Origin of the sequence: Bifidobacterium sp. CP2, assembly GCF_018555635.1 — a bacterium.
Classification (GTDB): Bacteria; Actinomycetota; Actinomycetes; order Actinomycetales; family Bifidobacteriaceae; genus Bifidobacterium; species Bifidobacterium saguinibicoloris.
The window spans coordinates 38,550-64,683 of the sequence record NZ_JAFEJX010000009.1 but is presented as its reverse complement, the minus strand read 5'-3'; the positions used below and the strand labels follow the sequence as shown (position 1 = coordinate 64,683).

General features: G+C 68.8%; 18 protein-coding genes and 1 pseudogene. 8 read left to right on the top strand and 11 right to left on the bottom strand.

Annotated elements, in window-relative coordinates:
- Positions 1 to 72: 72 nt before the first annotated feature.
- Positions 73 to 3,015, bottom strand: a complete 2,943-nt coding sequence (gene leuS, locus JS531_RS07975; protein WP_214314872.1) for a leucine--tRNA ligase — start codon at positions 3,013 to 3,015, stop codon at positions 73 to 75.
- Between the two features lie 170 nt (positions 3,016 to 3,185).
- Here leuS and JS531_RS07970 point away from each other — a divergent pair, with 170 nt between their 5' ends.
- Complete coding sequence (locus JS531_RS07970) at positions 3,186 to 3,497, top strand: hypothetical protein (protein WP_214314870.1); 312 nt, start codon at positions 3,186 to 3,188, stop codon at positions 3,495 to 3,497.
- A 106-nt stretch (positions 3,498 to 3,603) separates the two neighbouring features.
- On the opposite strand, the gene proC is transcribed toward JS531_RS07970, so the two are convergent.
- Both proC and JS531_RS07960 read right to left on the bottom strand, forming a co-directional pair.
- A complete protein-coding gene (proC, locus tag JS531_RS07965; RefSeq protein ID WP_214314868.1) occupies positions 3,604 to 4,449 on the bottom strand; it encodes a pyrroline-5-carboxylate reductase in 846 nt (281 codons plus the stop codon).
- 148 nt (positions 4,450 to 4,597) lie between these two features.
- On the bottom strand, positions 4,598 to 6,085 hold the full coding sequence (locus tag JS531_RS07960; protein WP_214314866.1) for an alpha/beta fold hydrolase: 1,488 nt from the start codon (positions 6,083 to 6,085) through the stop codon (positions 4,598 to 4,600).
- Between the two features lie 153 nt (positions 6,086 to 6,238).
- On the opposite strand from JS531_RS07960, the gene JS531_RS07955 reads away from it, so the two are divergent.
- Together JS531_RS07955 and JS531_RS07950 are read left to right on the top strand one after the other, a co-directional pair.
- Positions 6,239 to 8,683, top strand: coding sequence for a histidine kinase (locus JS531_RS07955; protein ID WP_214314864.1), 2,445 nt, complete (start codon positions 6,239 to 6,241; stop codon positions 8,681 to 8,683).
- A gap of 19 nt (positions 8,684 to 8,702) precedes the next feature.
- Positions 8,703 to 9,416 (top strand): response regulator transcription factor, encoded by a 714-nt coding sequence (locus JS531_RS07950; protein ID WP_214314862.1) that lies wholly within the window; start codon positions 8,703 to 8,705, stop codon positions 9,414 to 9,416.
- A 122-nt stretch (positions 9,417 to 9,538) separates the two neighbouring features.
- On the opposite strand, the gene JS531_RS07945 is transcribed toward JS531_RS07950, so the two are convergent.
- From JS531_RS07945 to JS531_RS07935, 3 genes are all read right to left on the bottom strand, one after another.
- Positions 9,539 to 12,211: an FtsX-like permease family protein gene (locus JS531_RS07945; protein ID WP_214314860.1), complete on the bottom strand. Its 2,673-nt coding sequence runs from the start codon at positions 12,209 to 12,211 to the stop codon at positions 9,539 to 9,541.
- 25 nt (positions 12,212 to 12,236) lie between these two features.
- Positions 12,237 to 13,040, bottom strand: a complete 804-nt coding sequence (locus JS531_RS07940; RefSeq protein ID WP_240542111.1) for an ABC transporter ATP-binding protein — start codon at positions 13,038 to 13,040, stop codon at positions 12,237 to 12,239.
- A 382-nt stretch (positions 13,041 to 13,422) separates the two neighbouring features.
- Positions 13,423 to 14,739 (bottom strand): O-acetylhomoserine aminocarboxypropyltransferase/cysteine synthase family protein, encoded by a 1,317-nt coding sequence (locus JS531_RS07935; RefSeq protein ID WP_214314856.1) that lies wholly within the window; start codon positions 14,737 to 14,739, stop codon positions 13,423 to 13,425.
- Positions 14,740 to 15,054: 315 nt separating this feature from the next.
- On the opposite strand from JS531_RS07935, the gene JS531_RS07930 reads away from it, so the two are divergent.
- Complete coding sequence (locus tag JS531_RS07930) at positions 15,055 to 15,936, top strand: bifunctional hydroxymethylpyrimidine kinase/phosphomethylpyrimidine kinase (protein WP_214314854.1); 882 nt, start codon at positions 15,055 to 15,057, stop codon at positions 15,934 to 15,936.
- A gap of 22 nt (positions 15,937 to 15,958) precedes the next feature.
- A complete protein-coding gene (locus JS531_RS07925; protein ID WP_240542110.1) occupies positions 15,959 to 16,318 on the top strand; it encodes an MGMT family protein in 360 nt (119 codons plus the stop codon).
- 22 nt (positions 16,319 to 16,340) lie between these two features.
- Here JS531_RS07925 and JS531_RS07920 read toward each other — a convergent pair whose 3' ends face one another.
- From JS531_RS07920 to JS531_RS07910, 3 genes are all read right to left on the bottom strand, one after another.
- A complete protein-coding gene (locus JS531_RS07920; RefSeq protein WP_240542122.1) occupies positions 16,341 to 17,693 on the bottom strand; it encodes a DNA-processing protein DprA in 1,353 nt (450 codons plus the stop codon).
- Positions 17,694 to 17,854: 161 nt separating this feature from the next.
- Positions 17,855 to 19,393 carry a YifB family Mg chelatase-like AAA ATPase gene (locus JS531_RS07915; RefSeq protein ID WP_214314850.1) on the bottom strand — a complete coding sequence of 513 codons (1,539 nt, stop codon included), beginning with the start codon at positions 19,391 to 19,393 and terminating at the stop codon, positions 17,855 to 17,857.
- The gene (locus JS531_RS07910; protein ID WP_214314982.1) at positions 19,393 to 19,821 is read right to left on the bottom strand and encodes a YraN family protein; all 429 of its coding nucleotides are present in this window, start codon (positions 19,819 to 19,821) and stop codon (positions 19,393 to 19,395) included. The genes JS531_RS07915 and JS531_RS07910 overlap by 1 nt, the downstream gene beginning before the upstream one ends.
- Before the next feature lie 216 nt (positions 19,822 to 20,037).
- Here JS531_RS07910 and JS531_RS07905 point away from each other — a divergent pair, with 216 nt between their 5' ends.
- The 3 genes from JS531_RS07905 to JS531_RS07895 all read left to right on the top strand — a co-directional run bounded on the left by JS531_RS07905 (position 20,038) and on the right by JS531_RS07895 (position 23,801).
- Complete coding sequence (locus JS531_RS07905; RefSeq protein ID WP_214314849.1) at positions 20,038 to 21,936, top strand: FAD-binding protein; 1,899 nt, start codon at positions 20,038 to 20,040, stop codon at positions 21,934 to 21,936.
- Between the two features lie 126 nt (positions 21,937 to 22,062).
- Positions 22,063 to 22,992, top strand: coding sequence for a 2Fe-2S iron-sulfur cluster-binding protein (locus tag JS531_RS07900; protein ID WP_214314847.1), 930 nt, complete (start codon positions 22,063 to 22,065; stop codon positions 22,990 to 22,992).
- A 137-nt stretch (positions 22,993 to 23,129) separates the two neighbouring features.
- Complete coding sequence (locus JS531_RS07895; RefSeq protein WP_214314845.1) at positions 23,130 to 23,801, top strand: methyltransferase; 672 nt, start codon at positions 23,130 to 23,132, stop codon at positions 23,799 to 23,801.
- A gap of 6 nt (positions 23,802 to 23,807) precedes the next feature.
- On the opposite strand, the gene JS531_RS07890 is transcribed toward JS531_RS07895, so the two are convergent.
- Entirely contained in the window at positions 23,808 to 24,527 is a 720-nt protein-coding gene (locus JS531_RS07890; RefSeq protein WP_240542121.1) for a TIGR00730 family Rossman fold protein, read from the bottom strand.
- A gap of 217 nt (positions 24,528 to 24,744) precedes the next feature.
- Positions 24,745 to 26,043: pseudogene (locus tag JS531_RS07885) on the bottom strand (Na+/H+ antiporter NhaA); the annotation flags it as partial.
- Between the last annotated feature and the right edge of the window lie 91 nt (positions 26,044 to 26,134).

The window sequence follows — 26,134 nt, the reverse complement described above, 5'->3', positions numbered from 1 at the left end:
GGAAATCTTCACATCCTCGTCCGGCGCTTACGCCGGACGAGGATTCCCGGAGACGCGACGGTCCGTGTCCGCTTACTCGGCGGGAACGATCGAGACGATCTTCGGCGCCTTGACGATGACCTTGCGCGGCTCCTTGCCGCCAAGGCGGGCGGCGACGGCCTCGAGCGCGAGCTTCTCGAGCTCGGCCGGGTCGATGTCCGGGGAGACCTCGAGCTTGGCGCGCACCTTGCCCTTGATCTGCACGACCGCGGTGACGGTGTCCTGGCCGACGTACTTGTCGTCGGCGACCGGCCACGGCGCGGCGGACAGGGACTCGGCATGGCCGAGGCGCTGCCACATCTCCTCGCAGATGTGCGGCGCAATCGGGGCGAGCATGAGGATCAGCGGCTCGACGGCGGCGCGCGGCACGGTCTTGAGGGAGGTCAGGTGGTTGTTGAGCACGATGAGCTTGGCGATGGCCGTGTTCGGACGCATGTTCTCCATCTCCACGGTCACCTCGGCGATCGTGTTGTTGAGGAGCTTCAGGGTCTTCACGTCCGGGGTCTCCTCGGAGACGTGGGCCTCGCCGGTCTCCTCGTCGATGACGTTGCGCCACAAGCGCTGCAGGAAGCGCATGCCGCCGACCACGTTGCGCGTGTTCCACGGGCGGGACTCGTCGAGCGGGCCCATGCTCATCTCGTACAGGCGGAACGTGTCCGCGCCGTAGTTCTCGTACATGTAGTCCGGGGTGATGATGTTCTTGAGGCTCTTGCCCATCTTGCCGAACTCGCGGTTGGCGTGTTCGCCGTGCCACGTGAACGTGGGTTCGCCGTCGGCGCCCGCCGGGCCTTCCACGACCTCGTCGGCCGGCACGTACTGGCCGCGGTCGTCGGTGTAGGCGTACGCCTGGATCATGCCCTGGTTGAACAGCTTGTGGAACGGCTCGGCCGAATCCACGTAGCCAAGGTCGAAGAGGATCTTGTGCCAGAAGCGGGAGTACAGCAGGTGGAGCACCGCGTGCTCGACGCCGCCGATGTACAGGTCCACGCCGCCTTCGGCGCCCGAGTACTTGTTGTGCTTCGGGCCCATCCAGTAGTCGAACTCGTCCTTCTCGACCATGTGGGCCGTGTCGGTCGGGTCGATGTAGCGCATGTAGTACCAGCAGGAGCCGGCCCAGTTCGGCATCGTGTTGGTGTCGCGGTAGTAGGTCTTCGGTCCGTCGCCGAGGTCGAGCGTGACCTTCACCCAATCCTCGTTGCGCGAGAGCGGCGCCTCCGGGTTGGATTCGGCGTCCATCGGGTCGAAGGTGCGCGGCTGGTAGTCGGGCACGTCGGGCAGGTTGATCGGCAGCGCGGAGTCCGGCAGCAGATGCGGGGTGCCGTCCTCGCCGTAGACGATCGGGAACGGTTCGCCCCAGTAACGCTGGCGGGAGAACAGCCAGTCGCGCAGACGGTAGGAGACGGTGCCCTTGCCGACGCCGGCGGATTCGAGCCATTCGTTGACCTTGGCGATCGCGTCGTCGACGCGCAGGCCGTCGAGGGAGAGCGCGTCGCCCTTGGCCTTGGTGGCTTCGACGGAGGAGTTGATGACGATGCCGTCGTGGGAGACGAACGGCGCCTTGCCCTCGTAGTTCGCGAGGTCGTCGCCGGATTCGGGCAACGGCTTGACGGTGTAGATGACCGGCAGACCGAACTTCACGGCGAAGTCGTAATCGCGCTGGTCGCCGCCCGGCACGGCCATGATGGCGCCGGTGCCGTAGTCCATGAGAACGTAGTCGGCGGTGAACAGCGGCAGCTTCGCGCCGGTGATCGGGTTGACGGCGTACAGGCCGGTGAACAGGCCGGTCTTCTCGCCGGCCTCGTCGACGCGGTCCTTCGCGGTCTTCGATTCGGCGGCGAGACGGTACGCCTTGACGGCCTCGACCGGGGTGGCGTAGCCGCCCTTCCAATCTTCCGGAGTCTCGGCCGGCCATGCGGCGGGCACATCCTCGAGCAGGTGGTGCTCCGGGGAGACGACGGCGAAGGTGGTGCCGAACAGGGTGTCGGGACGGGTGGTGTAGATCTCCATGTCGCGCGTGCCGTTCGGGGTCTCGACCGCGAAGTGCACGGAGGCGCCGTGGCTTTCGCCGATCCAGTTGCGCTGCATGAGCTTGACCTTCTCCGGCCAGTCGATGCCGTCGAGGTCCTCGATGAGGCGGTGGCCGTACTTGGTGATGCGCATCGACCACTGGCGCAGCTCACGCTGGAAGACCGGGAAGTTGCCGCGCTCGGACTTGCCTTCGGCGGTGACCTCCTCGTTGGCGAGCACGGTGCCCAGGCCCGGGCACCAGTTGACCGGGGACTTGGAGATGTAGGCGAGACGGAAGTCGTTGAGGATGTCCTGCTGCTCGGCTTGCGAGAGGTCGCTCCACGCCTTGCCGTCGGACTCGTGGCCCGGGATGGCCTTCTCGCCGGATTCGAATTTGGCGATGAGCTCCAAGATAGGACGGGCGGAGCCCTTCGTGCCGGACGGGTTCGTGGCGTCCTCGTCGTACCAGGAGTCGTAGATGCGGGAGAAGATCCACTGGGTCCAGCGCACGTAGCCGGGGTCGATGGTGGCGAACGTACGGCGGTTGTCGAAGCTCAGGCCCATGCGGTGCAGCTGGCGGGACATGTTGGCGATGTTCTGCTCGGTGGTAACGCGCGGGTGCTGACCGGTCTGGACGGCGTACTGCTCGGCCGGCAGGCCGAACGCGTCGTAGCCCATGGCGTGCAGCACGTTCTCGCCCTTCATGCGGTGGTAGCGGGAGACGACGTCGGAGGCGAGGTAGCCGAGCGGGTGGCCGACGTGCAGGCCCTTGCCGGACGGGTAGGGGAACATGTCCATCGCGAAGTAGGAGGGGCGTCCCTCGGCGTTGCGGCCCTTGCCGTCCTTCAGGTCGCCGGAGACGTTGGCGGCCCAGAACGTGCCTTCGTCATCCCACTTCTTCTGCCATTTGTTTTCGATGTCCTGCGCCAAAGCGGCGTTGTAGCGGAACTTGGGTTCGGTCTCACTCATACCGCACGATAATACACGCGGGCACACCAACCACGGCCTTGAATCGTACGTATGGTGGGCATTCGGCCGCCTCCCAGGCGGCGCGCGGCCGGCGCCGGTATGATGGGGCGCGGCATACCGGCCGCATGCCGTTCGGCATACCGGCCGCATCTCACATGAACGGGGGTCTTATGAAAGGCATCATCGCGGACATCGACTGGTCGAATGTGGACCTGTCCACGCTGGAACGCGTCGCCGTATGGTACGAGGGTCTGCCGGACGCGGCGAAGACCGTGCTGACCGTCGCCGTCGGCGCGGTCGTCGCGGTCATCGTGTTCAAGATCGTCGCGAAGATCGTCAAGGGGGTGCTCGTCTCGGTCATCGCCGCGGTGCTCACGTTCCTCATCGCCACGGTGCCGGGCAACATGATCCTGTCCCAGACGTACGACCGCATCGAACAGCAGGTCACCTCGTCCGGCATCGTGCAGCAGCTGCAGCAGTGACCACGGGCGCAGGCGGGACCGCGCATGTGAGCACGCACGTCGTCCCGCCCGCGTGAGGCGTCATCGCCATCGCGAGGCGTCGCCACCTCACGCACGCACCGTCACCTCACCCCACGACGGCGTCGACCGCGTCGATGACCACGCCGCGGAACCCGTCCTTCTCGAGCTGGGCGACGCCGCGGATGGTGGTGCCGCCGGGCGAGCAGACGGCGTCCTTCATGGCGCCCGGATGCATGCCCGTCGCCATGTAGAGCGCGCCGACGCCCTCGACCATCTTCGCGGCGAGACGGTAGGCGGTGTCGCGCTGCAGCCCGTACCTGACGCCGGCGTCGCCGAGCGCCTCGATGTACATGTCGGTGAACGCGGGCGCGCAGCCGGCCACGGTCATGGCGATGCCCATGTGCGCGGCGTCGACGCGTTCGATGAGGCTGATCGGCGAGAAGAGCGCCTTGAAGGTCTCCGTCTCCTCCTCGCTCAGCGTGCTGTCCGTCTCGGTGACGAGCACGCCCTTGCCGACGGCCATCGGCGTGTTCGGAATCGTGCACTGGAGGTGCACGTCAGGCGCGGCGGCGTCACCGGCCGAACCGGCGCCGTCCTTCGCGGCGCCCGCAAACAGCTCCCGGTATTTCGCGAGGTCCCAGCCGGCCGCGATGGACACGACGAACCTGCCCGGACGGGCGAGCTCCTCCGCCAGCGGCCCCACGACCGCCTCGATCTGGTACGGCTTGATCGCGACGACGACCACGTCGGCCGCGGCGGCCACCTCGAGCGGGGTGCGCAGCGGCCGCACGCCGAGCTTGGCGGCGTTCCTCTCCAGCTTGTCGTAGTGGGCGGCGCAGGCGACGATGCGCCCGCCGTTCACGACGCCGGCGTCGACGAGGCCTTCGGCGATGGCCTGCGCCATGTTGCCGTATCCGATGAATCCGATGGTGAGATCGGCGATGTCCGTCATATGGGTTCCTTTCCGTCTGGGCGCGGGGTCCCTGCCACGCGCCGGTTCGCATGTCGTCGATTGTGCCGCCCGATTGTTCCGGACGAGTGTCGGGACGGTGTCGGACGGTTCCGGCCCGCCGTGGGCGGAGAATCCGTCCGGTCGCGGCTCAGAACAGCCGCTCGAGGTCGCCGCGGTCCAATGCCTCGCGCCACAGGTGCCGGAACACGGCCGACCCATGCAGGCCGTCGTGCTCAAACTCGTTGGTCACCCAGTAATGGCTGTTGCCCACGCGGGACAGCGTGTCGAGCTGGAGGCCCGAATCCACGTACATGTCGTCGAAGTAGACGGCCGCCTGCAGGGGCACCTCGTTGCCCGCGAGCCGTTCCTCGTCGTAGATGACGCCGAAGCGCATGTCCTCCATGAGCACGTCCATCGCCGCCCTGAACGGCCGCAGCGCGGCCTCCTGCTCGAACATCCAGGGGAACATCGCCTCGCCGGTGAAGAGGAGCGGCCGCTCCCCCACGCCGAATTCGGGGCGGCGGTCGCGCACGCGCTGCGCCGCCCAGCGGATCGGCTCGTCGAGCTCGCCGTTCGCGTAGATGAACTCCTGCAGCGGCCAGTAGAGCGGACGGGAGGAGGTGGCATTCATCACCTTGGCGAGGAACTCGTCGGTCAGCGGCGCATCCTCGCCGGCGGACGGCGTCGAACCGTCGCCGCCGAGGAACGCGTCGTCAAGGATCCAGTGGACGCGTTCGAAGCTGGGCTTCATGCCGAAGTCGGAGCCGAGGCATTGGAGCCGTTCCACGGTCAGCGGGTCGCCGTTGGGCAGCAGCGGGAAGCCATGCGCCTCCATGCCGGCGATCACGCCGAGACGGCGTTCGATGGGGCTTCCCCCCATCGGGTCGAGCACGCCGCCGGTGAGGCCGTCCACGAATTCGGACACCTCCTTCGCGGACGGCAGGCGGTCGGCGAGCGCGGCCATGCGTTCGGCGTCCTGCGGGTAGCGTTCGTAGAACCGGCGGGTCTTCGCCGCCATGCGCGGGAACGTGTGTTCGTAGACCTCGGTGGCGTCGGCGGGCACGTGCGGGATGCCGCCGGTGGTGAAGCTGGCGTCGAGGCCTTCCGGATACAGGGACAGGTAGGTGAGGGTGAGGAACCCGCCGTAGCTCTGGCCGAGCGTCGTCCAGTGGCGTCCGCCGAATTCGGTGCGGCGCAGGTGTTCGAAGTCGCGCACGATGGAGTCGGCGAGGAAATGCTTGAGGTGGTCTGCCTGGGCGCGCGCCGCCGCCTGCGCGTCGTCCTCGTGCGCGGCGGCGATGCGCGCCATGGTGTGCGTGTCGATGCGGCCGGAGCGTCCGGTGCCGCGCTGGTCGGGCAGGATGACGCGGAAGTGCTTCGTCGCCTCCTCGATCCAGCCGTCCGACTGCGGGCTCAGCAGGCGGGGGCCGGCGCCGCCGGGTCCTCCCTGGAGGAAGACGAGCAGCGGCAGGTCGTCGTGCACGTGTTCGGGCGTGGTGACCACGCGGTAGAAGAGCTTGATGGCGGCGCCGTCGAATCCGCGTCCGGGTTCGTGGCCGGTCCAGTCGAGCGGCACGTCGATGGACCGGTCCTCGATGTGCAGTCCGGGCACGTAGTATTCGTTCAGCAGCGTCATGGGTGGCTCCCTTTCGTCCGTTCGTCCGTCCGCTGTGTCGGCGCGTTCCACCGCCCACTGTACCCGCACGCGGCGCACGACCGTGTTCCTGCCTCCCCGTTCTCGTTCTCGGGCATGATGGCGTTCCCTTGTTCCGACGGTAGCCTTGGTGCCATGGTTGTTCGGACGGGTGGGTTCGCGGCGTGGGTCCGCGCGCATGTGCTGGCGGTGGATGCGCTGCTGGCGGTGGTGTTGGTCGCCGTGTGCTTCCCGCTGGTGGGATCCACCGACGAGGCGACGAATCCGGGGCTGCTGCTGCCGGTGACGGCTGATGCGACATACCTGTGGACGGTGGCGTCCGTGGTGCCGTTGGCGATGCGGCGTTGGCGTCCGGAGCCGGCGGCGTGGATGTTCGTCGCCTGGTGCGTGGCCCATCTGCTGCTGGGCCCGGTGGCGACGTATGCGGATGTCTACGCGTTGCTCATGCTGTATTCGGCGCTGGTGTACGGGAATCCGGCGCATACGTTCAGGTTCGTGGCGACGGGCGTGATCATGGGCGTCGCCGTCGCCGTGATATGGGCCGTGACTTTCGACATGGGCCCTGCGTTCGGCGGCTCGCCGTTGCTGTCCGAGTCGTGGTCGTCCTGGTCGCCGACGGTCGATTCGCTGCCGGTGTGCGCCGTGGGCGGCGGATGGCGGCCGTCGGGCGTCTGTCTGGGCAAGACGGCCGCGGATGCGGGCATCATCCTGTCGTGCGTGTGGGCGTGCGTGGCGAGCGTGACCGTCATGGCGTTGTGGCAGCGGGCGCGCCGGTCCGTCGCGGAGGCCATGCGTGAGCGCAACGCGGCGATCGCCGCCCGCGAGGAGGACGAGAAGCGCATCGCCGCGCTGGCGGAGCGGGCGCGCATCGCGCGCGACATGCATGACGTGGTGGCGCACACGTTGTCGACGATCATCGTGCAGGCGGACGGCGGACGGTACGCGGGCGCGCATGACGCGGCGGTGGCGGAACACACGATGGGGACGATCCGGCGCGAGGCCGAACATGCGCGGCGTGACATGGACCGTCTGTTCGACGTGTTCGGCGGGTCGGCCGGCACCGGGTACGCCGACATCCCGGTGCTGCTCGACGGGCGCCCTCCGGTCCCGCGGCGGGTGGATGGGGACGTCCGTCCGGAGCGGCTCTCCCCCGATGCGGACGCCGCCGTGTTCCGTCTCGTGCAGGAGGCGTTGTCCAACGTGCGCAGGCATGCGGGAGAGGGCGCCCACGTGACGCTCGAGGAGACGTGGGGACCGGACGCGTTGCGGATCGTCGTCCGCGACGACGGCGTCGGGGCGGCGGCCGCCGCGGACGGGCATACGCCCGGCTACGGTCTGGTGGGCATGCGTGAGCGCATCGCCGCCGTGGGCGGCCATGTGGATGCCGCTCCCGGAGCGGACGGCGGGTTCGTCGTGGATGCGACCGTGCCGCTGGCGCCGTCGCGGCGGACGGCGCGAGAGGGACGGAGCCCCGCTTCCATGCCGCGAATGCTCGTGCGGCTGTCAACGCTGTGGCGTCCTTCCGGCGTCGCCGAAGGGGATCCCTTCGCGACCGGCGCTGGTCCGCGGATGGGATGGATCGGCCGCGCGTCGCGATGGACGCAACGGCATTATCTGCTGATGGATGTGGCGACCGCCGTCATGTTCCTTCTGCTGCTACGTACCGTCACCTTCCATGACACCGGCCTGTACGCGACGGGGTTCGCACCGCTGGCGGCGCGTCGCGCGCTGGCGACGATGCTGACGGCCGTGTTCCTCCTGCCGTACGCGCTGCGCCGCAGGTTCCCGGAAGCCGCGGCGGCGACGATGGCGGTTCTGTGCGCCGTGGAGCTGTTGACGGCGCCCGACATCCTCACGGTGAGCGTGTTCGCGCTGGCCTCCGTGCATGCCGCGGTGCTCTACGGCCGCGACGGCGCCGCCCATTGGGTGCTGGCGGCGGTGCTGGCCGATTCCTGGTTGTTCGGCGTCAAGGTCGCGGCCGGATGGAACGGGTACCGCACCATATCCGACGCGTTGACGGAGCTCGCGTACGGCATCCCGCCGGCCTGGCTGCCCACCTCCCTGGTGGCCGGCGGCATGATGCTGCTGACATGCCTCGCGTGCATGGCTATGGCCGAATGGCGACGTTCAAGCGATTCGGATGTGCTGGTGCTGCGTCAGCGCGAGGAGGCGCTGCGCGCCGAGGAGTCACGTCAGAAGGTGCTTGCGGCGAACATGGAGAGGGAGCGCATCGCCGTGGCCATGCGCGCGGAGGTCGCCGCGACGCTGGATGCGGTGTCCGCCCGCGCCGATGAGGGGCTTGCGATGCTCGCCGGCGATCCACGTCCCTCGCCGGAGCGCATCGTCGCCTCGTTCGCCGGCATCGCCTCGCAGGGACGCGGGGCGCTGGCGCATATGCGCGGACTGCTCGCCACGCTGCGCGAGACCGGGTTCAGTGACGGGACGCACGCAGGAGAAGGAACGAAGGCGCCGCTCTCCCCCGCGGTGCCGTTGGACGAGCAGATCGCAGGGTCCCGCGCCCCGGACGGCGACGATTCAGGGAGGAATCAGGGTTTCGTTCCCACCGATGACCGGCGATGACCGGGTATGGTTGGTCGGTATGGGTGAGAACGAGAGGATTCGCGTGGTCATCGCCGACGATCAGGAGCTGGTGAGGGCCGGCTTCGCCATGGTCATCGGCTCCCAGCCGGATATGGCCGTGGTCGGCCAGGCCGGCGAGGGAGGACAGGCCGTGGCGCTGGCCGGACGGCTGCATCCGGATGTGGTGCTGATGGACGTGCGCATGCCCGGCATGGACGGCATCGAGGCCACGCGCCGCATCACCGCGGCCGGAGGGGACGCCGTGCATGTGATCATCCTGACCACGTTCGACCTGGACGAATATGTGATGTCCGCCATCAACGCGGGGGCGTCCGGATTCCTGCTCAAGGACACGGAGCCGGAGACGCTGTTGGCGTCCATCCGCACCATCGCCCAGGGCAACGCGATCATCGCGCCGTCCGCCACGAAACGGCTCATCGAGAAGATGGTGCGCGACGGCTACGGGAGCGGCGGCACCGCGAACTCGAACGCGGATACCGGCGCCGCGCCCGAATCCCCCGTCTACACGGACCCGGAACTGGAGCTGCTCACCGACCGCGAGCGCGAGGTCCTCGTCGAGATCGCGCACGGCCTGAGCAACCAGGAGATTGCGGACAAGCTTTTCATCAGCTTGCCCACCGTGAAGACCCATGTGGCGCATATCCTCGCGAAGATCCACGCCCGCGACCGCGTGCAGGCCGTGGTCTTCGCCTATGACAACCGACTCGTCTGAGCCGTGTCGGCGTGACGTGCATCGGCCGCGCCGCGGACGGGGCGCGGACGGGGCGCCGCGGAAATACGCGAGGAGCCTTCCCCAAGCGGGAAGGCTCCTCGCGTCCGGCGTCGTCCACGGCGTCACGCCTCGGCCAACGCCTCGACCGGCGGGGTCCTGACCGCGCGCCGGGCGGGTGCGACGCTGGCGAGCAGCGCGGCCGCGGCGGCGACGGCGAGCACCGTGCCGTTCACGCCCCATTCGAGCGGGAACACGACCGTGCCGTACAGGCTGAACACCATGTATGAGCCGAGCCAGCCGAACCCGGTGCCGATGAGCACGCCGGCCACGCCGGAGACGAGCGACAGCAGCAACGCCTCCACCGCGAGCGAGAGCCGCAGCTGGCCGCGGGTCATGCCGATGGCGCGCAGCGTGGCGGATTCGCGCGTGCGTTCGATGACGGACAGGCTGAGCGTGTTGGCCACGCCGATGAGCGCGATGAGCACGGCCACGGCGATGAGCCCGACGAGCAGGGCCATCATCGCGTCGATGATCGTCTCCCATTGCACGCGTTCGGCGATCGGACCGGACACGGTCACGCCGGCGTTGCCGGAGAACGCTGCCTGCACGGCGGAGAACGTGCCGCTCAGGGACGTGCCGGGGGCGTCCGCATCCACGGCCATGAGCAGCATGCGCCCGTCGGCCTTGAGGGAGCCATCATCGAAATGCTTCGACGAGACGAACGCGACGACCTCGTAGTTCGCGCTCACCCTGCGGTAGTCGACCTGTTCCGGCGTGAGCGTGAGCGTTCCGGAGCCGTCACCCTTGAACGCGACCCCGCCCTTGCCGAACCGCAGCTCCCTGCCGTACGACGAGTATCGGGGCATCAGCACGGAGCCGTCGTCGATGGACACGCCGCTCAGGTCGGCGTGCATGACCTTCCCCAACGCGGCCGCGTCCTTCACGCCGACGAGCAGCACGGCGGTCTCCTCGCCGCCGGCCGTCTTCATGGAGACCATGGCGGTGGGCGCGGAGAGCGCCGCGGTCACGCCGTCGACGTGCTCGGCCTTGCGCACCTGCTCGCCGGTCATGTCCGTTCCGGTCGCCACCATGTCGACGCTGTAGCGGGTGGCGATAGCGCCGGCCATGGTCTGCTTGGCGCTGGCCGCGCCGGTCGCGATGGCGGAGACGAGCGTGACGCCGATGAGGAGCGCGGCACCGGTCGCGGCCACACGCCGCGGGTTCTTCTGGATGTTGGCGTGCGCGACCTTCGCGCTCGGACCGGTCAGGGCGGCGAGCGCGCCGACGCCGCGCATCAGCACCGGCAGCCAGAACACGGCGGACAGCACGAGTGCGAGGAACACGAGCGCGCACCCGCCGATCGCGGCGAGCAGCACCGTGCCGTAATGGTCCTTGGCGAGCGTGTCGCGCCCGGCGTTGAGCCCGTGGATCTGCCATGCGCCGAACGCGCACAGCGCGAGCCCTCCGGCCAGCAGCAGGATGGACAGGACGGCGCGCACGGTTCCGGCGCGACGCGTGTCGGTCAGTTCGATCGGGCGCAGCGCCTCGAGCGGGGTGACGGCGGTGGCGGAGCGGGCCGAACCGAGCGAGGCGATGACGGTCATCACGACGCCGAAGAGGATCGGCACGACGGCCGCCTGCCAGCTCATGATCACCCCGTGGACGCCGGCTTCGCGCATGAGGCCGGTGGCGCCCACCGCGGCCATGAGGCCGATGCCGAGGAGCACGCCGGCCGCGGAGGCGACCAGACCGAGGATTCCCGCCTCGAGCAGCACGGAGGCGTACAGCTGGCCCTTGCGCGCGCCGATGGTGCGCAGCAGGGCGAGCGTGCGGCGTCGTTGGGCGACGAGCACCTGGAAGGTGTTGGCGATGACGAGCGCGGCGACGAGCATCGCGAGCACGCCGAAGCTCAGCAGGAACGTGGTGGTGATGTCGGTGCCGCTCTTGCTCAGGCCCTTGACGGATTCCGCGGCCGCCTCGGCTCGCGATTGGACCGTGTAGTGCTTGGGCAGGAGCGTCCTGATGCGTGCGAGGGTGGCCTCGGCGGCCTTGTCCGAACCGTCCGCGACATGCAGGTAGACGCCGGTGACGTTCATCGAGCCGAAGTCGTCGGCGCCGGACATGGCGGCGAGCTCCGCGTCGGAGAGGATGGCGGCGCCGCCGGTGTACGGGTAGGCGCCGTCGGGGTCGGCGGTGAGTCCGACCACGCGCACGGTCGTGGCGCCGTCGGACGAGCCGGACGCATCGGACGACGCATCGGACGACGACACCGTTCCCGCACGTACGGCCTGCGCCGCCGCGGAATCGATGGTCACGGTGTCCCCGATCGTCACGCCGAGCTGCTTCGCGGCATTCTCCGGCAGCGCGATCTCGCCGTTGTCGGCCGGCTGTTCGCCGTCGGTGACGCTGATTGGCAGCATGCCGCGCACGTCGGTGGTGGCGATGGCCTGGATGTTCGCGTTCTTGTCGCCGTGGGTGACGGTCACGGGGGTCACGGCGGCGATGCGGACGCCGTCCACGCCTTCGGTGGCGCGCATGCGGTCGATGTGGAAGTCGTCGACGGTGCGCGTGTACACGGTTTCCAGGGCCTTGTCGTCGAGGCCGTCGGTCGATGGCGTGACCGTGTAGTTCGCCTCGCCGAACTGGGCCGTGGTCTGCCGGGCCAGGGAGGCGGTCATCGCGTTGGAGAACAGGAACGTGGATGCGATGAACGCGGTGCCGATGAGGATGGCGATGCCGGCCGGGATGAGCATGCGCATGCTTTTGCGCATGAGTCTGAAGGTCAGTGACAGCATGATGTGGCTTCCTCTCCTTCCTTCGTCACCGCGCGTGGCGAGCGCCGTCGCGGTGGGCGGGCCTGTCAAGGGGCTCGGCGGCCTCGCGCGCGGCCTTCGCGCGTTCGGCCATGAGCAGCGCGTTCATGCGTTCGGCGGTGGGATGCGTCTCGTCGGCGACGATGCGCCCGTCGGCGAAGACGATGGCGCGATCCGCGTAGGAGGCGGCGACCGCGTCGTGCGTGACCATGATGATGGTCTGGCCGAGCTCGTCGACGGAGCGGCGCAGGAAGCCGAGCACCTCGGCGCTGGAGACGGAGTCGAGGTTGCCGGTGGGCTCGTCGGCGAACACGAGCTTCGGCTTGGTGATGAGGGCTCGGGCGATGGCGACGCGCTGCTGCTGGCCGCCGGACAGCTCGGTGGGTCGGTGGCCGAGCCGGCGTTCGAGGCCGAGCGTTTCGACGAGCGTCCGGAACCAGCGCCGGTCCGGCTTGGCGCCGGCGAGCGTCAGCGGCATGAGGATGTTCTGTTCGGCGGTGAACATGGGCAGCAGGTTGAAGCTTTGAAAGATGAAGCCGATCCGGTCGCGGCGCAGCAGGGTGAGCTGCCTGTCGTTCATGCGGGTCAGGTCGCGGCCTTCGAAGACGATGCGGCCCGAGGTGGCCGAGTCGAGTCCGGCGAGCGTGTGCATCAGCGTGGATTTGCCGGAGCCGGAGGGCCCCATGATGGCGGTGAACCGCCCTTGTTCGAAGGCGACGTCCACGTTGCGCAGCGCGTGCACGACGCCATCGCCGCTGCCGTAGTCCTTGACCAGTCCGATCGCCTGGATGGCGGGGTTCATGTCGTTCATATCGTGTCTCTCCATATCGGTCCGGGCACGTTGCCCGGCGTATGGTTCCACGCTATGACGTCCGCCGCGCGGGCTCCATCGTGCGCGGGGCTGAATGCGGGGCGGCGGCTGGAGGCCGTCTCATCCCCGGGGATTAGGGGCGTCTCCTTAGGGTCATGTCGATGCGGGGAGGCATGGCTCGATACGCGAAAACGGGCGATGCCCGCACCTCATGACGTCGGTGCGGGCATCGCCCGTTCGGGCCTGAGCCCGGAGCCTTCCCCTTCCTTTGCATATGGGACCGTCCGATGCGGCCGTCCCGTCACGTCGTCACCGGCGGACGACGCCCCTTCGACGGGCCGGACGCATCACGGCGTTCCCTCGCGGCCTTGCGGCCGCCGTCTCACTTGGCCAGGCCGGAGGCGCGGACGGCCTCGAAGCCGCCCTTGAGGTCGTCGAGGATGTCCTCGATGTTCTCGGTACCGATGGACAGGCGGATGGTGCCCTGGTGGATGCCCTGGTCCTCGAGCTCCTCCAGCGTCTCCTGGGAGTGCGTGGTGGAGGCCGGGTGGATGACGAGGGACTTGGCGTCGGCCACGTTGGCCAGCAGGCTGAACAGGTGCAGGTTGTCGATGAAGACGCGGGCCGCGTCCTTGCCACCCTTGATGTCGAAGGTGAAGATGGAGCCGGCGCCCTTCGGGAAGTACTTCTTGTACAGCTCGTGGTCCGGACGGCCTTCGATGGACGGGTGGGAGACGGATTCGACCTCCGGCACGGTCTGCAGGTATTCGACGACCTTCAGCGCGTTCTCGACGTGGCGCTCGACGCGCAGGGACAGGGTCTCGGTGCCCTGCAGCAGGAGGAACGCGGCGAACGGGGACAGGGTCGCGCCGGTGTCGCGCAGCAGGATGGCGCGGATGCGGGTGACGAACGCGGCGCCGCCGAGGGCCTCGTAGAAGTTGAGGCCGTGGTAGGACGGATCCGGCTCGGTGAGGGTCGGGAACTTGCCGGGCACTGCGTTCCAGTCGAAGTTGCCGCCTTCGACGATGACGCCGCCCAGGGTGGTGCCGTGGCCTCCGATGAACTTGGTGGCGGATTCGACCACCACGTCGGCGCCGTGCTCGAGCGGGCGGAACAGGTACGGGGTGGCGAACGTGTTGTCGACGATCACCGGGAGGTTGTGCTTGTGGGCGATCTCGGAGATGGCCTCGAAGTCCGGCAGGTCGGCGTTCGGGTTGCCGAAGGTCTCGAAGTAGACGAGCTTGGTGTTCTCCTGGATGGCCTCCTCGAACTCCTGCGGGTTCTCGGCGGAGACGAAGGTGGTGGTGATGCCGTCGCGCGGCAGGGTGTGGCGCAGCAGGTTGAAGGTGCCGCCGTAGATGTTCTTCGCGGCGACGATGTGGTCGCCGGACTGGGTGATGTTGCGCACCGCGTATTCGACGGCCGCTGCGCCGGAGGCGACCGCCAGGCCGGCGGTGCCGCCTTCGAGGGCGGCGATGCGGTCCTCGAACACGCCCTGGGTGGAGTTGGTCAGACGGCCGTAGATGTTGCCCGGGTCGGCCAGCCCGAAGCGGGCCTCGGCGTGGTCGAAGTTGTGGAAGACGTAGGAGGTGGTCGCGTAGATCGGCACGGCGCGGGAGTCGGTGGCCGGGTCGGCCTGCTCCTGTCCCACGTGCAGCTGCAGCGTCTCGAAACGGTAGTTCTTGTTCTTCTCGGCCATGATGTGTGCTCCTTGCTGGTTGGTCGCGAGGTCTTGTTTCTTCGCCACCCGCCTGCCGTGTTCGGCGGTTGGCGAGGTGTTGGTTATGAAGGTACGACCGTGGGCACGCTCGCCGCAAGCCCGACGTTATCGGGCTTGCCTATAGGGTCTTATCAAGCCTTGGCATCATTGACGTCGCGGCGTGCGGCGGCCGTCGAAAAAAGCGGCCGGACGACCGCGACACGCCGTGCATGGCATCATTGCCACGCCCACCGTGCGGCTACAGTCGTGTCCCATACGACGACTTCCCCCGAGACGCATGATTGGAGTCCTGTGATGAGTGACGTGACCCTGTACGACCGTGATCCGGACTACATTCCGCGCGTGGCCGCCGTGCACGACATGTGCGGCTACGGCAAATGCTCGCTGACCGCGGCGATCCCGATCCTGTCCGCAGCGGGATGCGACGTGTGCCCGGTGCCGACGGCCCTGTTCTCCGCGCATACGAAGTACGAGACGTTCACGTTCCATGACACGACCGACATCCTCCCCGGATATCTCGATGCGTGGCGCGCGGAGGACGTGGAGCTCGACGGCGTCTACTCCGGGTTCCTCGGCTCTCCTGATCAAGTGGCGATCATCCAGCGCCTGTACGCCGAATACCCGCGTGCGTTGCGTCTGGTCGATCCGGTCATGGGCGACGGCGGCGAACTGTACCCCACGTACACGCCCGAACTGTGCGAGGCGATGGGAGCCCTGGCGGACGGCGCGGACGTGCTCATGCCGAACCTCACCGAAGCGGCCATCCTCACCGGACACGACTATCCGGGCCGGAACCTCGACGATGCAGCGGTCGACGGGCTGCTCGGCGCGCTGCTGGACCTCGGCGCGAGGAACGTGGTGTTGAAGGGCATCGACCGCGGCGACGGGCTGATCCGCAACTACGTCGTCTCGGCCTCCGTGGGCGTGAATGCGAAGACGGAGATCGCGCACGCCAAACTGCCGTACATGATCCACGGCACGGGCGACGCGTTCGCCTCGGCCCTGTGCGGCGCGGTGATGGCGGGCCGCGGGCTCGCCGAGTCGGCGCGCATCGCCGGCGAGTTCGTGCGGCATGCAATGGGCCACACCAGGAACCAGCCGCACTACGAGGAACGTGGCGTGAGCTTCGAGCTCGACCTGAAGGACCTCACCTCGCTGGTCGCCGCCGACGACTGATTCCCGTCGACGAGATGATGTCATGATGCAGGACGACGTAGTGGACAAGCCGTTCAACGCCCGCGTGTATGAGGTGGTGCGGCGCATCCCGCGGGGCAAAGTCGCCACCTACGGGCAGGTGGCCGCATTGGCGGGCGCGCCGCGCAACGCCCGGTTCGTCGGGTTCGCGCTGCATGCGAACCCCGAGCCGGGCGTGATCCCCTGCCATCGGGTCGTGTTTCGCGACGGCTCGCTCGCGCCCGGGTTCGCGTTCGGCGGACCGGACGCGCAGCGCACGCTGCTCGAGGAGGAGGGCGTCGTGTTCGTTCCTCCGTCCGACGGCGAGGCCGCCGGCGCGGACGGCTGGCGCGTGGACCTCGCCCGCTGCCGTTGGGAGGCGTGACGTCCGTGACGGGCCTTTCCGGCTAGGCGTCCGGCACCCGTCCCTCGACTCCCTTGACGTGTTCGTCCTCCGCCGGTGCTTCCATCGTTTCGCCGTAGGGTCCGGCTCCTGCCCTCATCGACGGCGCGAGACGTTCCCGTGACGTCTGTTTCACGGTTCCCGACGCCTGTTCCGGTGTGGTTTCGATGAGCCGTATGGCTCCGCCACGACGGGCTATGGCGTCGTCCATCTCCAACTCCCCCAGCCGTCCCATGAGTCTCGGCATGGTCCATGACAGTGGTCCGGGACTGCGGTTGAGGATCTCCAGCAGCGTGTCCGCGGTCGCGGGCGCATGCCGTCGCGCGCATGCGCGGATCGCCCCGACGACGGCCTGGCCGTCGTTCCCGTCATGGTCGTCCGGGATGCACGGCCGGTGCCCCGGATGCATGAGTTCGGCGATCTCGCCGGTGGAGGCGAGAATCGTCGCCTTGCCTTCGGCGATGAGCTGGTTGCATCCGGCGTTGTGCGGCATGGTGATGTCCCCGGGCACGGCGATCACGCCACGGCCCAGGTCGCACGCCCAGCCGGCCGTGTTGAGTGCGCCGGACCGCAGCCGCGCCTGGGTCACCACCACCTGGTCGGCGAGCGCGGCGATGATCCGGTTGCGCAGGAGGAACCGTCTCGCCTCGGGGACCGTGCCGGGGCATAGTTCGCTGATCAATGCGCCGCCGTGGGCCACGATCGCCTCGAACAGGCGATGGTTCGAGGGTGGTCCCACATGGTTGAGCCCGCCGGCGAACACGGCCACGGTCCTTCCCGCGCCGCCCGTGCCCGCATGCTCCCATGCGGACAGGGCTCCCCAATGCGCCGCGGCGTCCGCGCCCAGCGCGCCGCCGGATACCACGAGATGCCCCTGTCCGGCGGCGAGCGCCGCGGTCTCCCGCGCCACGCCTCTGCCGTAGTCGGTGGCGCCGCGGGAGCCGACCACGGCCAGCGGCTTGCCGCAGCTGGTGAGCGCCCGCGCGTCCCCCATGCCCCACAGGCACAGGGGCGACGCCCAGTCCTTGCGCGTGGACAGATCCTGCAGCTGATTCGGCCACATCGGGGTTCCGGGGGTGATGATCCATTGGGTTCCGTCCATGGTGAACCAGCCGTCGAGCGTCTCCCAATCTAAGGTGGGCAGCCGGTCGAGGCGTGAGCGCCATTCCCCGGCGGCGTCACGGAATACGCCCATGCCCCGGGCGGTCACCTTGCGTCCCCATCGCGCCAAGCCGAGCGCGAACAGGTGTTCGAGCCTGTTCTGCGCGGTTCCGGCTCCGGCTGTGCCGTCGCGTGAGGCGATAAGCAGTTCCAGTACGGTCGCGGCGTCGCCGGCGCCTTTGACGGCGGCGTACATCAGCGCGTCGGCGCCGTCCAGGCAGAAGGTGAGCGCGGCGCGGGCCAGCGCGTTCCTGTCGGGTCCGGGGTGCGGCGTGGCGTCCGGGCGGGGATGGGCGTCCGTGTTCGTCACGGTGTTCGCCACCGTATGCGTGACGGCGTTCATGAGCGGTCTCCTTGTCAGATGAGCTTGGTGCGCAATGCGATGCCCTGTCCGGTCTCCTCGCGGCCGGGCGAGTCCATGCCGGCCAGGTCGGCGAGCGTCCATGCCAGGCGCATGGCCCGGTCGGCGCCGCGCAGGCTGAGCCGTTCGGTCTCCAATGCGCGGTTGACGGGTTCGAGCGCTTTGGCGGACATGTTCGCCCGCATCCATGAACCGGACGCCTGCGCGTTGCAGGTCCAGCCATGGGCCGCATACCGGGAGACGGCGGCGTGCCGTGCGGCGATCACGCGCGCGCGGATCGTCTCGCTGGATTCCCGGGGTTCGAGCACGTCCTCGTCGCGGATGATGCGTGAGACGGGCGGCACTTCGATCTGGATGTCCACCCTGTCGAGAATCGGTCCGGAGAGCCTCGCGAAGTACCGACGGCGCTCCTGCTGCGTGCAGGTGCATCGTTCGCCGGTGCCGTACGAGAATCCGCACGGGCATGCGTTCGCGGCCATGATCAGTTGGAACGATGCGGGATAGTAGGTGGTGCCCTTCGCCCGGGACAGGGACACGTATCCGGATTCCAGCGGTTCGCGCAGCGTCTGGAGGGCGCGTGAGGAGAATTCGGGGGCCTCGTCGAGGAACAGCACGCCGCGGTGCGCTCGCGTGATGGCGCCCGGCTGCGCGAGGCCGGCGCCGCCGCCCACGAGCGCCGCGGTGGATGACGTGTGGTGAGGCGCCTCGAACGGCGGCGTGCCCGTGATGCCGTACTCGGGCAGGGTGCCGCACAGGGAGCGTATGGACGCCACCTCCAGCTGTTCCTCGCGCGTCAGCGGGCACATGACCGACGGCATGCGCGAGGCCAGCATCGTCTTGCCGGAGCCGGGCGGTCCCACCATGATGAGGTGGTGCCCTCCCGCGGCCGCCATCTCCAACGCCCATTTCGCATGCTCCTGCCCCACCACTTCGCTCATATCGCCCTGCGGAGGCGGCGTCTGGACGTCCACGGGCATGGCAGGGCGCCTGCCGTCCGGCTCCTGCGGCGCCCGGTAGTCGGCGTCCCCGCCCATGAGCTCGATGAGCTCGCCCACGTGGCGGACGCCGCGCACGTCGACGCCGCCGATGAGGTTCGCCTCGTCCATGTTGCCGGCCGGCAGGATCACGCGGCGTACGCCGCGCTCCTGCGCGTGCAGGAGGATGGGCAGCACGCCGTTGATCGGCAGGACCGTGCCGTCGAGGTTCACCTCGCCCATCACCACGGTGTCGATGAGGCAGTCGTGCGGGATGGCTCCGGCGGCGCTGAGCACGGCGGCCGCGATGGCCAGGTCGTGGGAGGAGCCGCGTTTCGGCAGGGACGCCGGCGACAGGTTCACCGTCACCCGAGTCTCCGGCCAGCGGAAGCCGGCCGCCTGGCACGCCGATTTCACGCGTTCGCGCGCCTCGGACAGGGAGGCGTCCGGCAGGCCGATGATGGAGAAGTACGGCAGACCGGGACTGATGAACGCCTGCATGGTGATGACAAACGCCTTCAATCCGATGAGCCCCACGGACAGCGCGTTGCCGATGGCCATCAGAACGCCCCCGGAATGTGGTGAATGCATGGGCGGCCGTCGTGCACCGTCACGGCGACGACGTCGAACCGCACGCCCGCATGCGCGACGCGATGCTCCGGCGCGAGCAGCCATTGCACGCCGGCACGGCGCAGATTCGCCTGCTTGGTGGGGGTGACCGCCTCCTGCGGCGTCCCGTGCCGCATGGTCCGCCGCGTCTTCACCTCGACGAACACGATGCGGCGTTCCGGGGCGAGCGCCACGATGTCGATCTCGCCGTACCTCGACCGCCAGTTGCGGTCGATGACCGTCCAGCCGCGGGAGCGCAGCCAGGCGGCCGCATAGTCCTCGCCGGCCGCTCCCAGCGCGCGGGCGGGCAGCGCCCCGTCCGCGAACGGCCCCGCCGCGGCGTCAAGGTCGGGGACAGAGGGCAGCATGCCGGACGTCATGGTCTCCGGCGTCACCGTCGTCGTTGTGGTGTCCATGGGACCACTGTGCGGCCGCGGCGTCCCGCCGGCAATCGGAGCGCGAAATGTGTACCCGACCCCACCCCTCCCGGCGTGTTGTGGACGGCGTGTGGACAGGCGGACGGTTATCCACCGTTCGTCAAGGGTCTTTGCATTCGCGCGCCCGGCCCGGTCCGCCCTTATGGAACAATGAGGGGTATGAGTCCGAAGCAGTTGGAAGACATGTATGATGCGGTGATCGTCGGCGCCGGAGCGGCCGGCCTGTCCGCGGCGTTGGGTTTGCTCCGCTCCCCCGGAATCGCGGAGCTGAAGGCGAACGGTATCGAACCGAGGATCCTCGTGGTCTCGAAGCTCCAGCCGTTGCGTTCGCATACCGGATCGGCCGAAGGCGGCATCGCCGCCTCGCTCGGCAACATCGAATCCGACGACTGGCATTGGCACTACTACGACACCGTCAAGGGCGGCGACTGGCTCGTCGACCAGGACGCGGCCCAGCTGCTCGCGCAATACGCGCCCGAGACGGTCATCAACCTGGAACGCCAGGGCGTGGCGTTCTCCCGCACCGAGGGCGGGCATATCGCGCAACGCCGCTTCGGCGGTCACACGCGCGAATTCGGCGGCGCGCCGGTCAAACGCGCCGCATACGCGGCCGACCGCATCGGCCACCAGATCCTGCACACGCTCTGGCAGCAGTGCGTGGCCGAAGGCGTCGAATTCGCCGAGGAATGGTACGTGACCGACCTGGTCCTCGCCGATGACGGGACCCGTGCGGCCGGCGTCGTCGCGTTCGACACGCACGCGGGCGTCGTGCACGCCGTGCACGCGCGCAACGTGCTCATCGCCACCGGCGGCGCGGGACGGCTGTTCCACACCACCTCCAACTCGTGGGACCTGACCGGCGACGGCATGGCCCTCGCGCTCGCGGCCGGCCTGCAACTGGAGGACGTCGAGTTCGTGCAGTTCCACCCCACCGGCCTGGCGCACACGGGCATCCTCCTGTCCGAGGCGGCGCGCGCCGAGGGCGGCGTCCTGAGGAACGCGGACGGCGAGGCGTTCATGGAACGCTACGCGCCGGGACACGCGGACCTCGCCGCCCGAGACGTGGTCTCCCGCTCCATCATGGCGGAGATCGACGCCGGACGCGGCGTCGCCGACCCGAAGGATCCGGACGGTCCGAAGGACTGCGTGTGGCTGGACATGACCGGCATCGACCCGGACCACATGCGCGCCGTGCTGCCGCAGGTCGTCGAGACCATCGAGAAGTACGCGAACATCGATCCGTCCAAGAGTCTCGTGCCGATCAAGCCGACCGCCCACTACACGATGGGCGGCATCCCGGTCACCACCGACGGCGAGGTCTACCGCTGGTCCGAGGGCGGACGCCACGTGGTCGACGGCCTGTTCGCCGCCGGCGAATGCTCGTGCGTGTCCGTGCACGGCGCGAACCGTCTGGGCGGCAACTCGCTGCTCGACGCCTGCCTGTTCGGCACGCGCGCCGGCCGTACGATGGCCGCGCGCATCGCCGAAGGTCCGGTGGCCAATCCGATGGCCGCGGACGATTCGGACGTGGCCGCGTCGGACGAAACGCTCGCCGCCGCCGGCGACGACGCGGCGAAGGCCCGCAAGGACGACCTCGACGCACTGCTCGCGGGACCGGCGGACGCCCCGGAGAACGGGGATGGCGCGGACGGAACCGGCGCCGCCGACAACCCTTACGCGCTCATGGCCACGCTCGGCACGGTGATGGAACGCGCCCTCGCCGTACGCTGCAGCGAGGCGACCATCGCCGAAGCGGTCGAACGGCTGGACACTGACATCAGGCCGCGAGCCACGGCCCTCGGGGCGCATGACAAGACCGCCGCGTTCAACCAGGAGGTCACGGCCATCTGGGAGGTGCGCCACCTGCTCACGCTCGCCGAGGCGCTGCTGCACGCATCCGACGCCCGCCACGAATCGCGCGGTTCGCTCAGGCGTCTGGACTTCCCCGAACGCGACGACGAACGCTTCCTGGCGCATTCGATGACCGACGCCGCCGGCGATGTCGCCTGGCAACCGGTGCATATCGTCGACATCCCGCCGAAGGCGCGCGAATACTGACCATGTGAACGAACCGTGCGGACCATGCCGGTGCGACGGTCCGCACGGCCACGGCTTATGCAACAATGGAATGTTGTTTTGGGCCCGATTCCGTCGTATCGGGCGGCACGGACAGAGGAGGCGCGCATGGCGGACGGTTCGAACGTGACCACGGTGACGGTGAAGGTGAACCGTTTCACGCCGCGTGCGGAGCGTGAACGCGACCGGGCGAGGGGCGGCAGCCCGTTCGCCCGGCGCAAGTCGCCGTTCGGCGGATCGTCCGACGCGCCGGCGCGACGTCGCCCGCGCGGCAGGCAGTGGGTGCAGGAGTACACGGTCCCCGCCCGCCCGGAGGACACCGTTCTCGACTGCCTGCTCACCATCAAACGCACCATCGACCCGACGCTCGCCTTCCGCTATTCGTGCGGACACGGCATGTGCGGTTCGGACGCGGTGGCGATCAACGGCACGCCGAACCTGCTGTGCACGGCCACGTTGAAGGATTGGGCCAAACGTCCGAACCCGCTCGCCGAAGCGGACGACGACGGCTTCCGCCACACCGGCGACGCCGACGCGACCGACTCCCCCACCGACGATACGAGCCTCGGCGTCATCGAACTGGCCCCGCTCCCCGGATTCCCCGTGCAACGCGACCTCATCGCGGACATCGACCCGATGCTCGACCAGATCAGGAAGCTCAAGCCGTACCTGCAGGCGCAGGGCACGCTCGCCACCACCACGGAAGGCAAGGTGGACGTGTTCGAATACCTCCAGCATCCGGAGGAGCTCGCGAAGTACGAGCAGCTGAGCAACTGCATCGCCTGCGGCGTGTGCGAGGGGTCCTGCCCCGTGTTCGCGGGCGGCGACGCGTTCATCGGCCCGGCGGCCCTCATCTGGGCGAGCAGGTTCGTCAACGATTCGCGTGACACGCAGGCCATGGCGCGCATGGACGCGATCGACACGGCGGACGGCGTGGCCGCATGCCAGTCGGTGCGCGCCTGCACCCGCCAATGCCCCCGCGGCATCGACGTGGGCGAGGAGATGTGGCAGATCGTGGCGAAGGTCCGCGAACGGTAGCCTCGGCCGCGGCCGCAGCAGCCGGCTGCGGAAAAGCGCGCCCCGGGCGCGGAGGCACGGGAGCGCAGAACGGCACGCACCACGGAACCCGGTCCGCGGCCTGATTCGGGTCGACGGACCATTGTGAAGGAACGAACATGGATAAGACGCAATACATGAATCTGGCGAAGGCCTGGGAGTACGTGGAGGACCATGCCGTCTCCCGACAGACGCCGGCCATGGCGAGCATCCGTCAGACGGCGGAACGGGCCGGACTGCCGCAGTCGGGCGCCGCCCAGGCCGAGGCGCTGTCGATGCTGGTGCGCCTGATCGGCGCGAAATCCATCATCGCCGTGGGCACCGGTTCGGTGATGGACACGCTGGAGCTGGTCCGCGGGCTCGACGGGTCCGGACAGCTCACCGCCGTCGACTCCTCCACGCGCGGCATCGCCCTGATCCGCAAGGCCTTCGATGTGGTGCAGGATTCCACGGCGACGAAGCTGCGCGCCGTGAGCGCCCCCGTCGGCGTATTCCTCCCCCGGCTCAACGGGCAGGACTACGACCTCATCGTCGTGTCCGGCGAAGCGTCCAACTACGCCGCCACCTACGAGCAGGCGTCGCGTCTGCTGCGCGGACACGGCGTCATCGTGTTCACCGACATGCTCGCCATGGAGGGGCCGGACGCGGGTGCCGGCGTACTCGACCCGGCCGACCGTTCCGAGAAGGCCATGGCCATGCGCGAGCTGCTGGACACCGTCGAATCGGACGACCGGTTCCGCGCCACGCTCACGTCCATGGGCACCGGACTGCTCATCGCCGTCAAGAACTGACGCGTCTCAGACCGTCAGCGCGCTCGTCGCGACCTTCACGGCCTCGTCCACGTCGTCGGTCACCGTCACCAGACGCGGGTCCACGCCGGAGATCATGCCGCGTTCCTTCACCGGCCCGTCCAGCCAGTCGAACAGCCCGCTCCAGTAGTCGCGCCCGTACAGCACGACAGGCATGGACGCCACCTTGTGCGTCTGCACCAGGGTGAGCACCTCGAACATCTCGTCCAGGGTGCCGAATCCGCCCGGACACACGATGATGCCGGAGCTGTACTTCACGAACATGAGCTTGCGGACGAAGAAGTACCGGAAGCTCATGCCGAGGTTCACGTAGTCGTTGATGCCCTGCTCGTGCGGCAGTTCGATGCCGAGTCCCACCGACTTGCCGCCGGCGAGCGCCGCGCCCTTGTTGGCGGCCTCCATGATGCCGGGTCCTCCCCCGGTGATGACCGCGGCGCCCGCATGCACGATGCCCGCGCCCATGCGTTCCGCGGCCGCGTAGTCGGGCGTGTCCGCGCCGGTGCGTGCCGAACCGAACACGGCGACGGCGGGGCCGAGTTCGGCGAGCGCGCCGAAGCCGTCGACGAATTCGCTTTGGATGCGCAGGACCCTCCATGGGTCCATGTGCAGCCAGTCGGTGCTTTCATCCGCCTTGAGCAGGTTGGCGGTGGTGCTGTCATGGGGGATCATGTCGCCGCGCATGATGACCGGGCCGCGATGGTAGGTCATGGCGTACGGCGTGTTGCCGGAGTCGTTGCGTGATTCGTTGCCGGATTCGTTGCGTGAGTCGTCGTGCATACGGCGATTCTACCGCTTGGTCGACGTCGTGCGCCGGATGCGGATGCGTGGGGACGGGACGTAGCGTCGGCGTCGTGCGCGGGAGACAGACAGACGCCGGATGCCGGCGCCGCGAATCGCGGCGCGGACGTCAGCGTGCCGCCTCGCGCTCGTAGCGTTTCGACTGCCGGCTGAGCAGCACGCCGGACAGGGCCGCGGCGATGAGCGATCCGACGAGCACGCCGAACCGCGCCTCCGCGGACAGCTCCGGGTTGTCGTAGACGAGCGAAGCGACGAGGAACGCCACGGTGAAGCCGATGCCGCATGCGCATGCGGCGGGGAACATGTCACGCACGCGCAGACCCTTCGCCATCTTCAGGCCGAACACGTGCGTGGACAGCCATGCGGTGGCCATGATACCCAGCGGCTTGCCGACGACGAGGGCGACGATGAGCGCGATGACGAGCGGCGAGAGCATGAGCGCGGGCGTGAGGGATTCGAAGTGGACGCCGGTGGCGAACAGGGCGAAGACGGGCAGGGCGAGCAGGGCGGAGAACGGCTGGAGCTTGGACGCGTACCGTTCGGCACGCGGGGTGGTCTCTCCATGGATCTCGCGCGCGGGGGTGAGCAGGCCGACGAGCACGCCGGCCAGCGTGGGGTGCACGCCCGCTTCGAACATCATGGTCCAGGCGAGCACGCCCACGATGGCGACGAGCGGCCATGGCACGCGTCTGAGGCTCACGAGGAAGGCCCAGACGGCCGCGCAGGCGGCGATGCCGATGAACCAGTACCAGGCGTTGAGCGAGGAGAAGAACACGGCGATGAGGACGATGGCGAGCAGGTCGTCCACGGTGGCGAGGGTCATGAGGAACGCGCGGATCGAGCCGGGCAGCGCCTTGGCGAACAGGGCGAGCACCGCCAGGGAGAAGGCGATGTCGGTGGCGGTGGGGACGGCCCAGCCGCGCGCCATCTCGCCGAACGGGATGACGCTGCCGGTGGTGGTGAGCACGAGGCCGCCTTCCGGTCCGGGGCCGTAGCGCGACATGAGCATGGTGGTCGCGAGGAACAGGATCGGCGGCATGATCATGCCGCCCACGGCGCACAGCATCGGCACGGCGGCGGCCTTCGGGTTGGCGAGCGATCCGGTGGTGAGCTCCTGTTTGAGGTCGAGCCCCACGGTGAGGAAGAAGATGGTGAGCAGACCATCCTGCGCCCAATGTCCGATGGGCAGGTCGATGTTGGTGTGCGGTATGGCAATCTGCGTCTCCGCGACCGTTTCGAACAGGTGCGCGGTGGCGGGCAGGTTCGCCAGAATCAGGCCGAGGAACGCGAATCCCAGCATGATGAGGCCGCAGAGGCGGTCGGAGGCCGCGATGCGGCGTATCGTACGGCGGAGCCGTCCGTCTCGTCGCCTGCGTCCGTCGCGTCCCGCCTGTCCGCCGTTCCGCGTCGTGTCCCGTTCCGTCATGGTGTGCCGCCTTCCACCGTTCCGTGGCGCCGATGACGCGTGCGCGCCTAGGCGAATGCGAATATTGGAAAAGCCCCCGACTCCATACGGA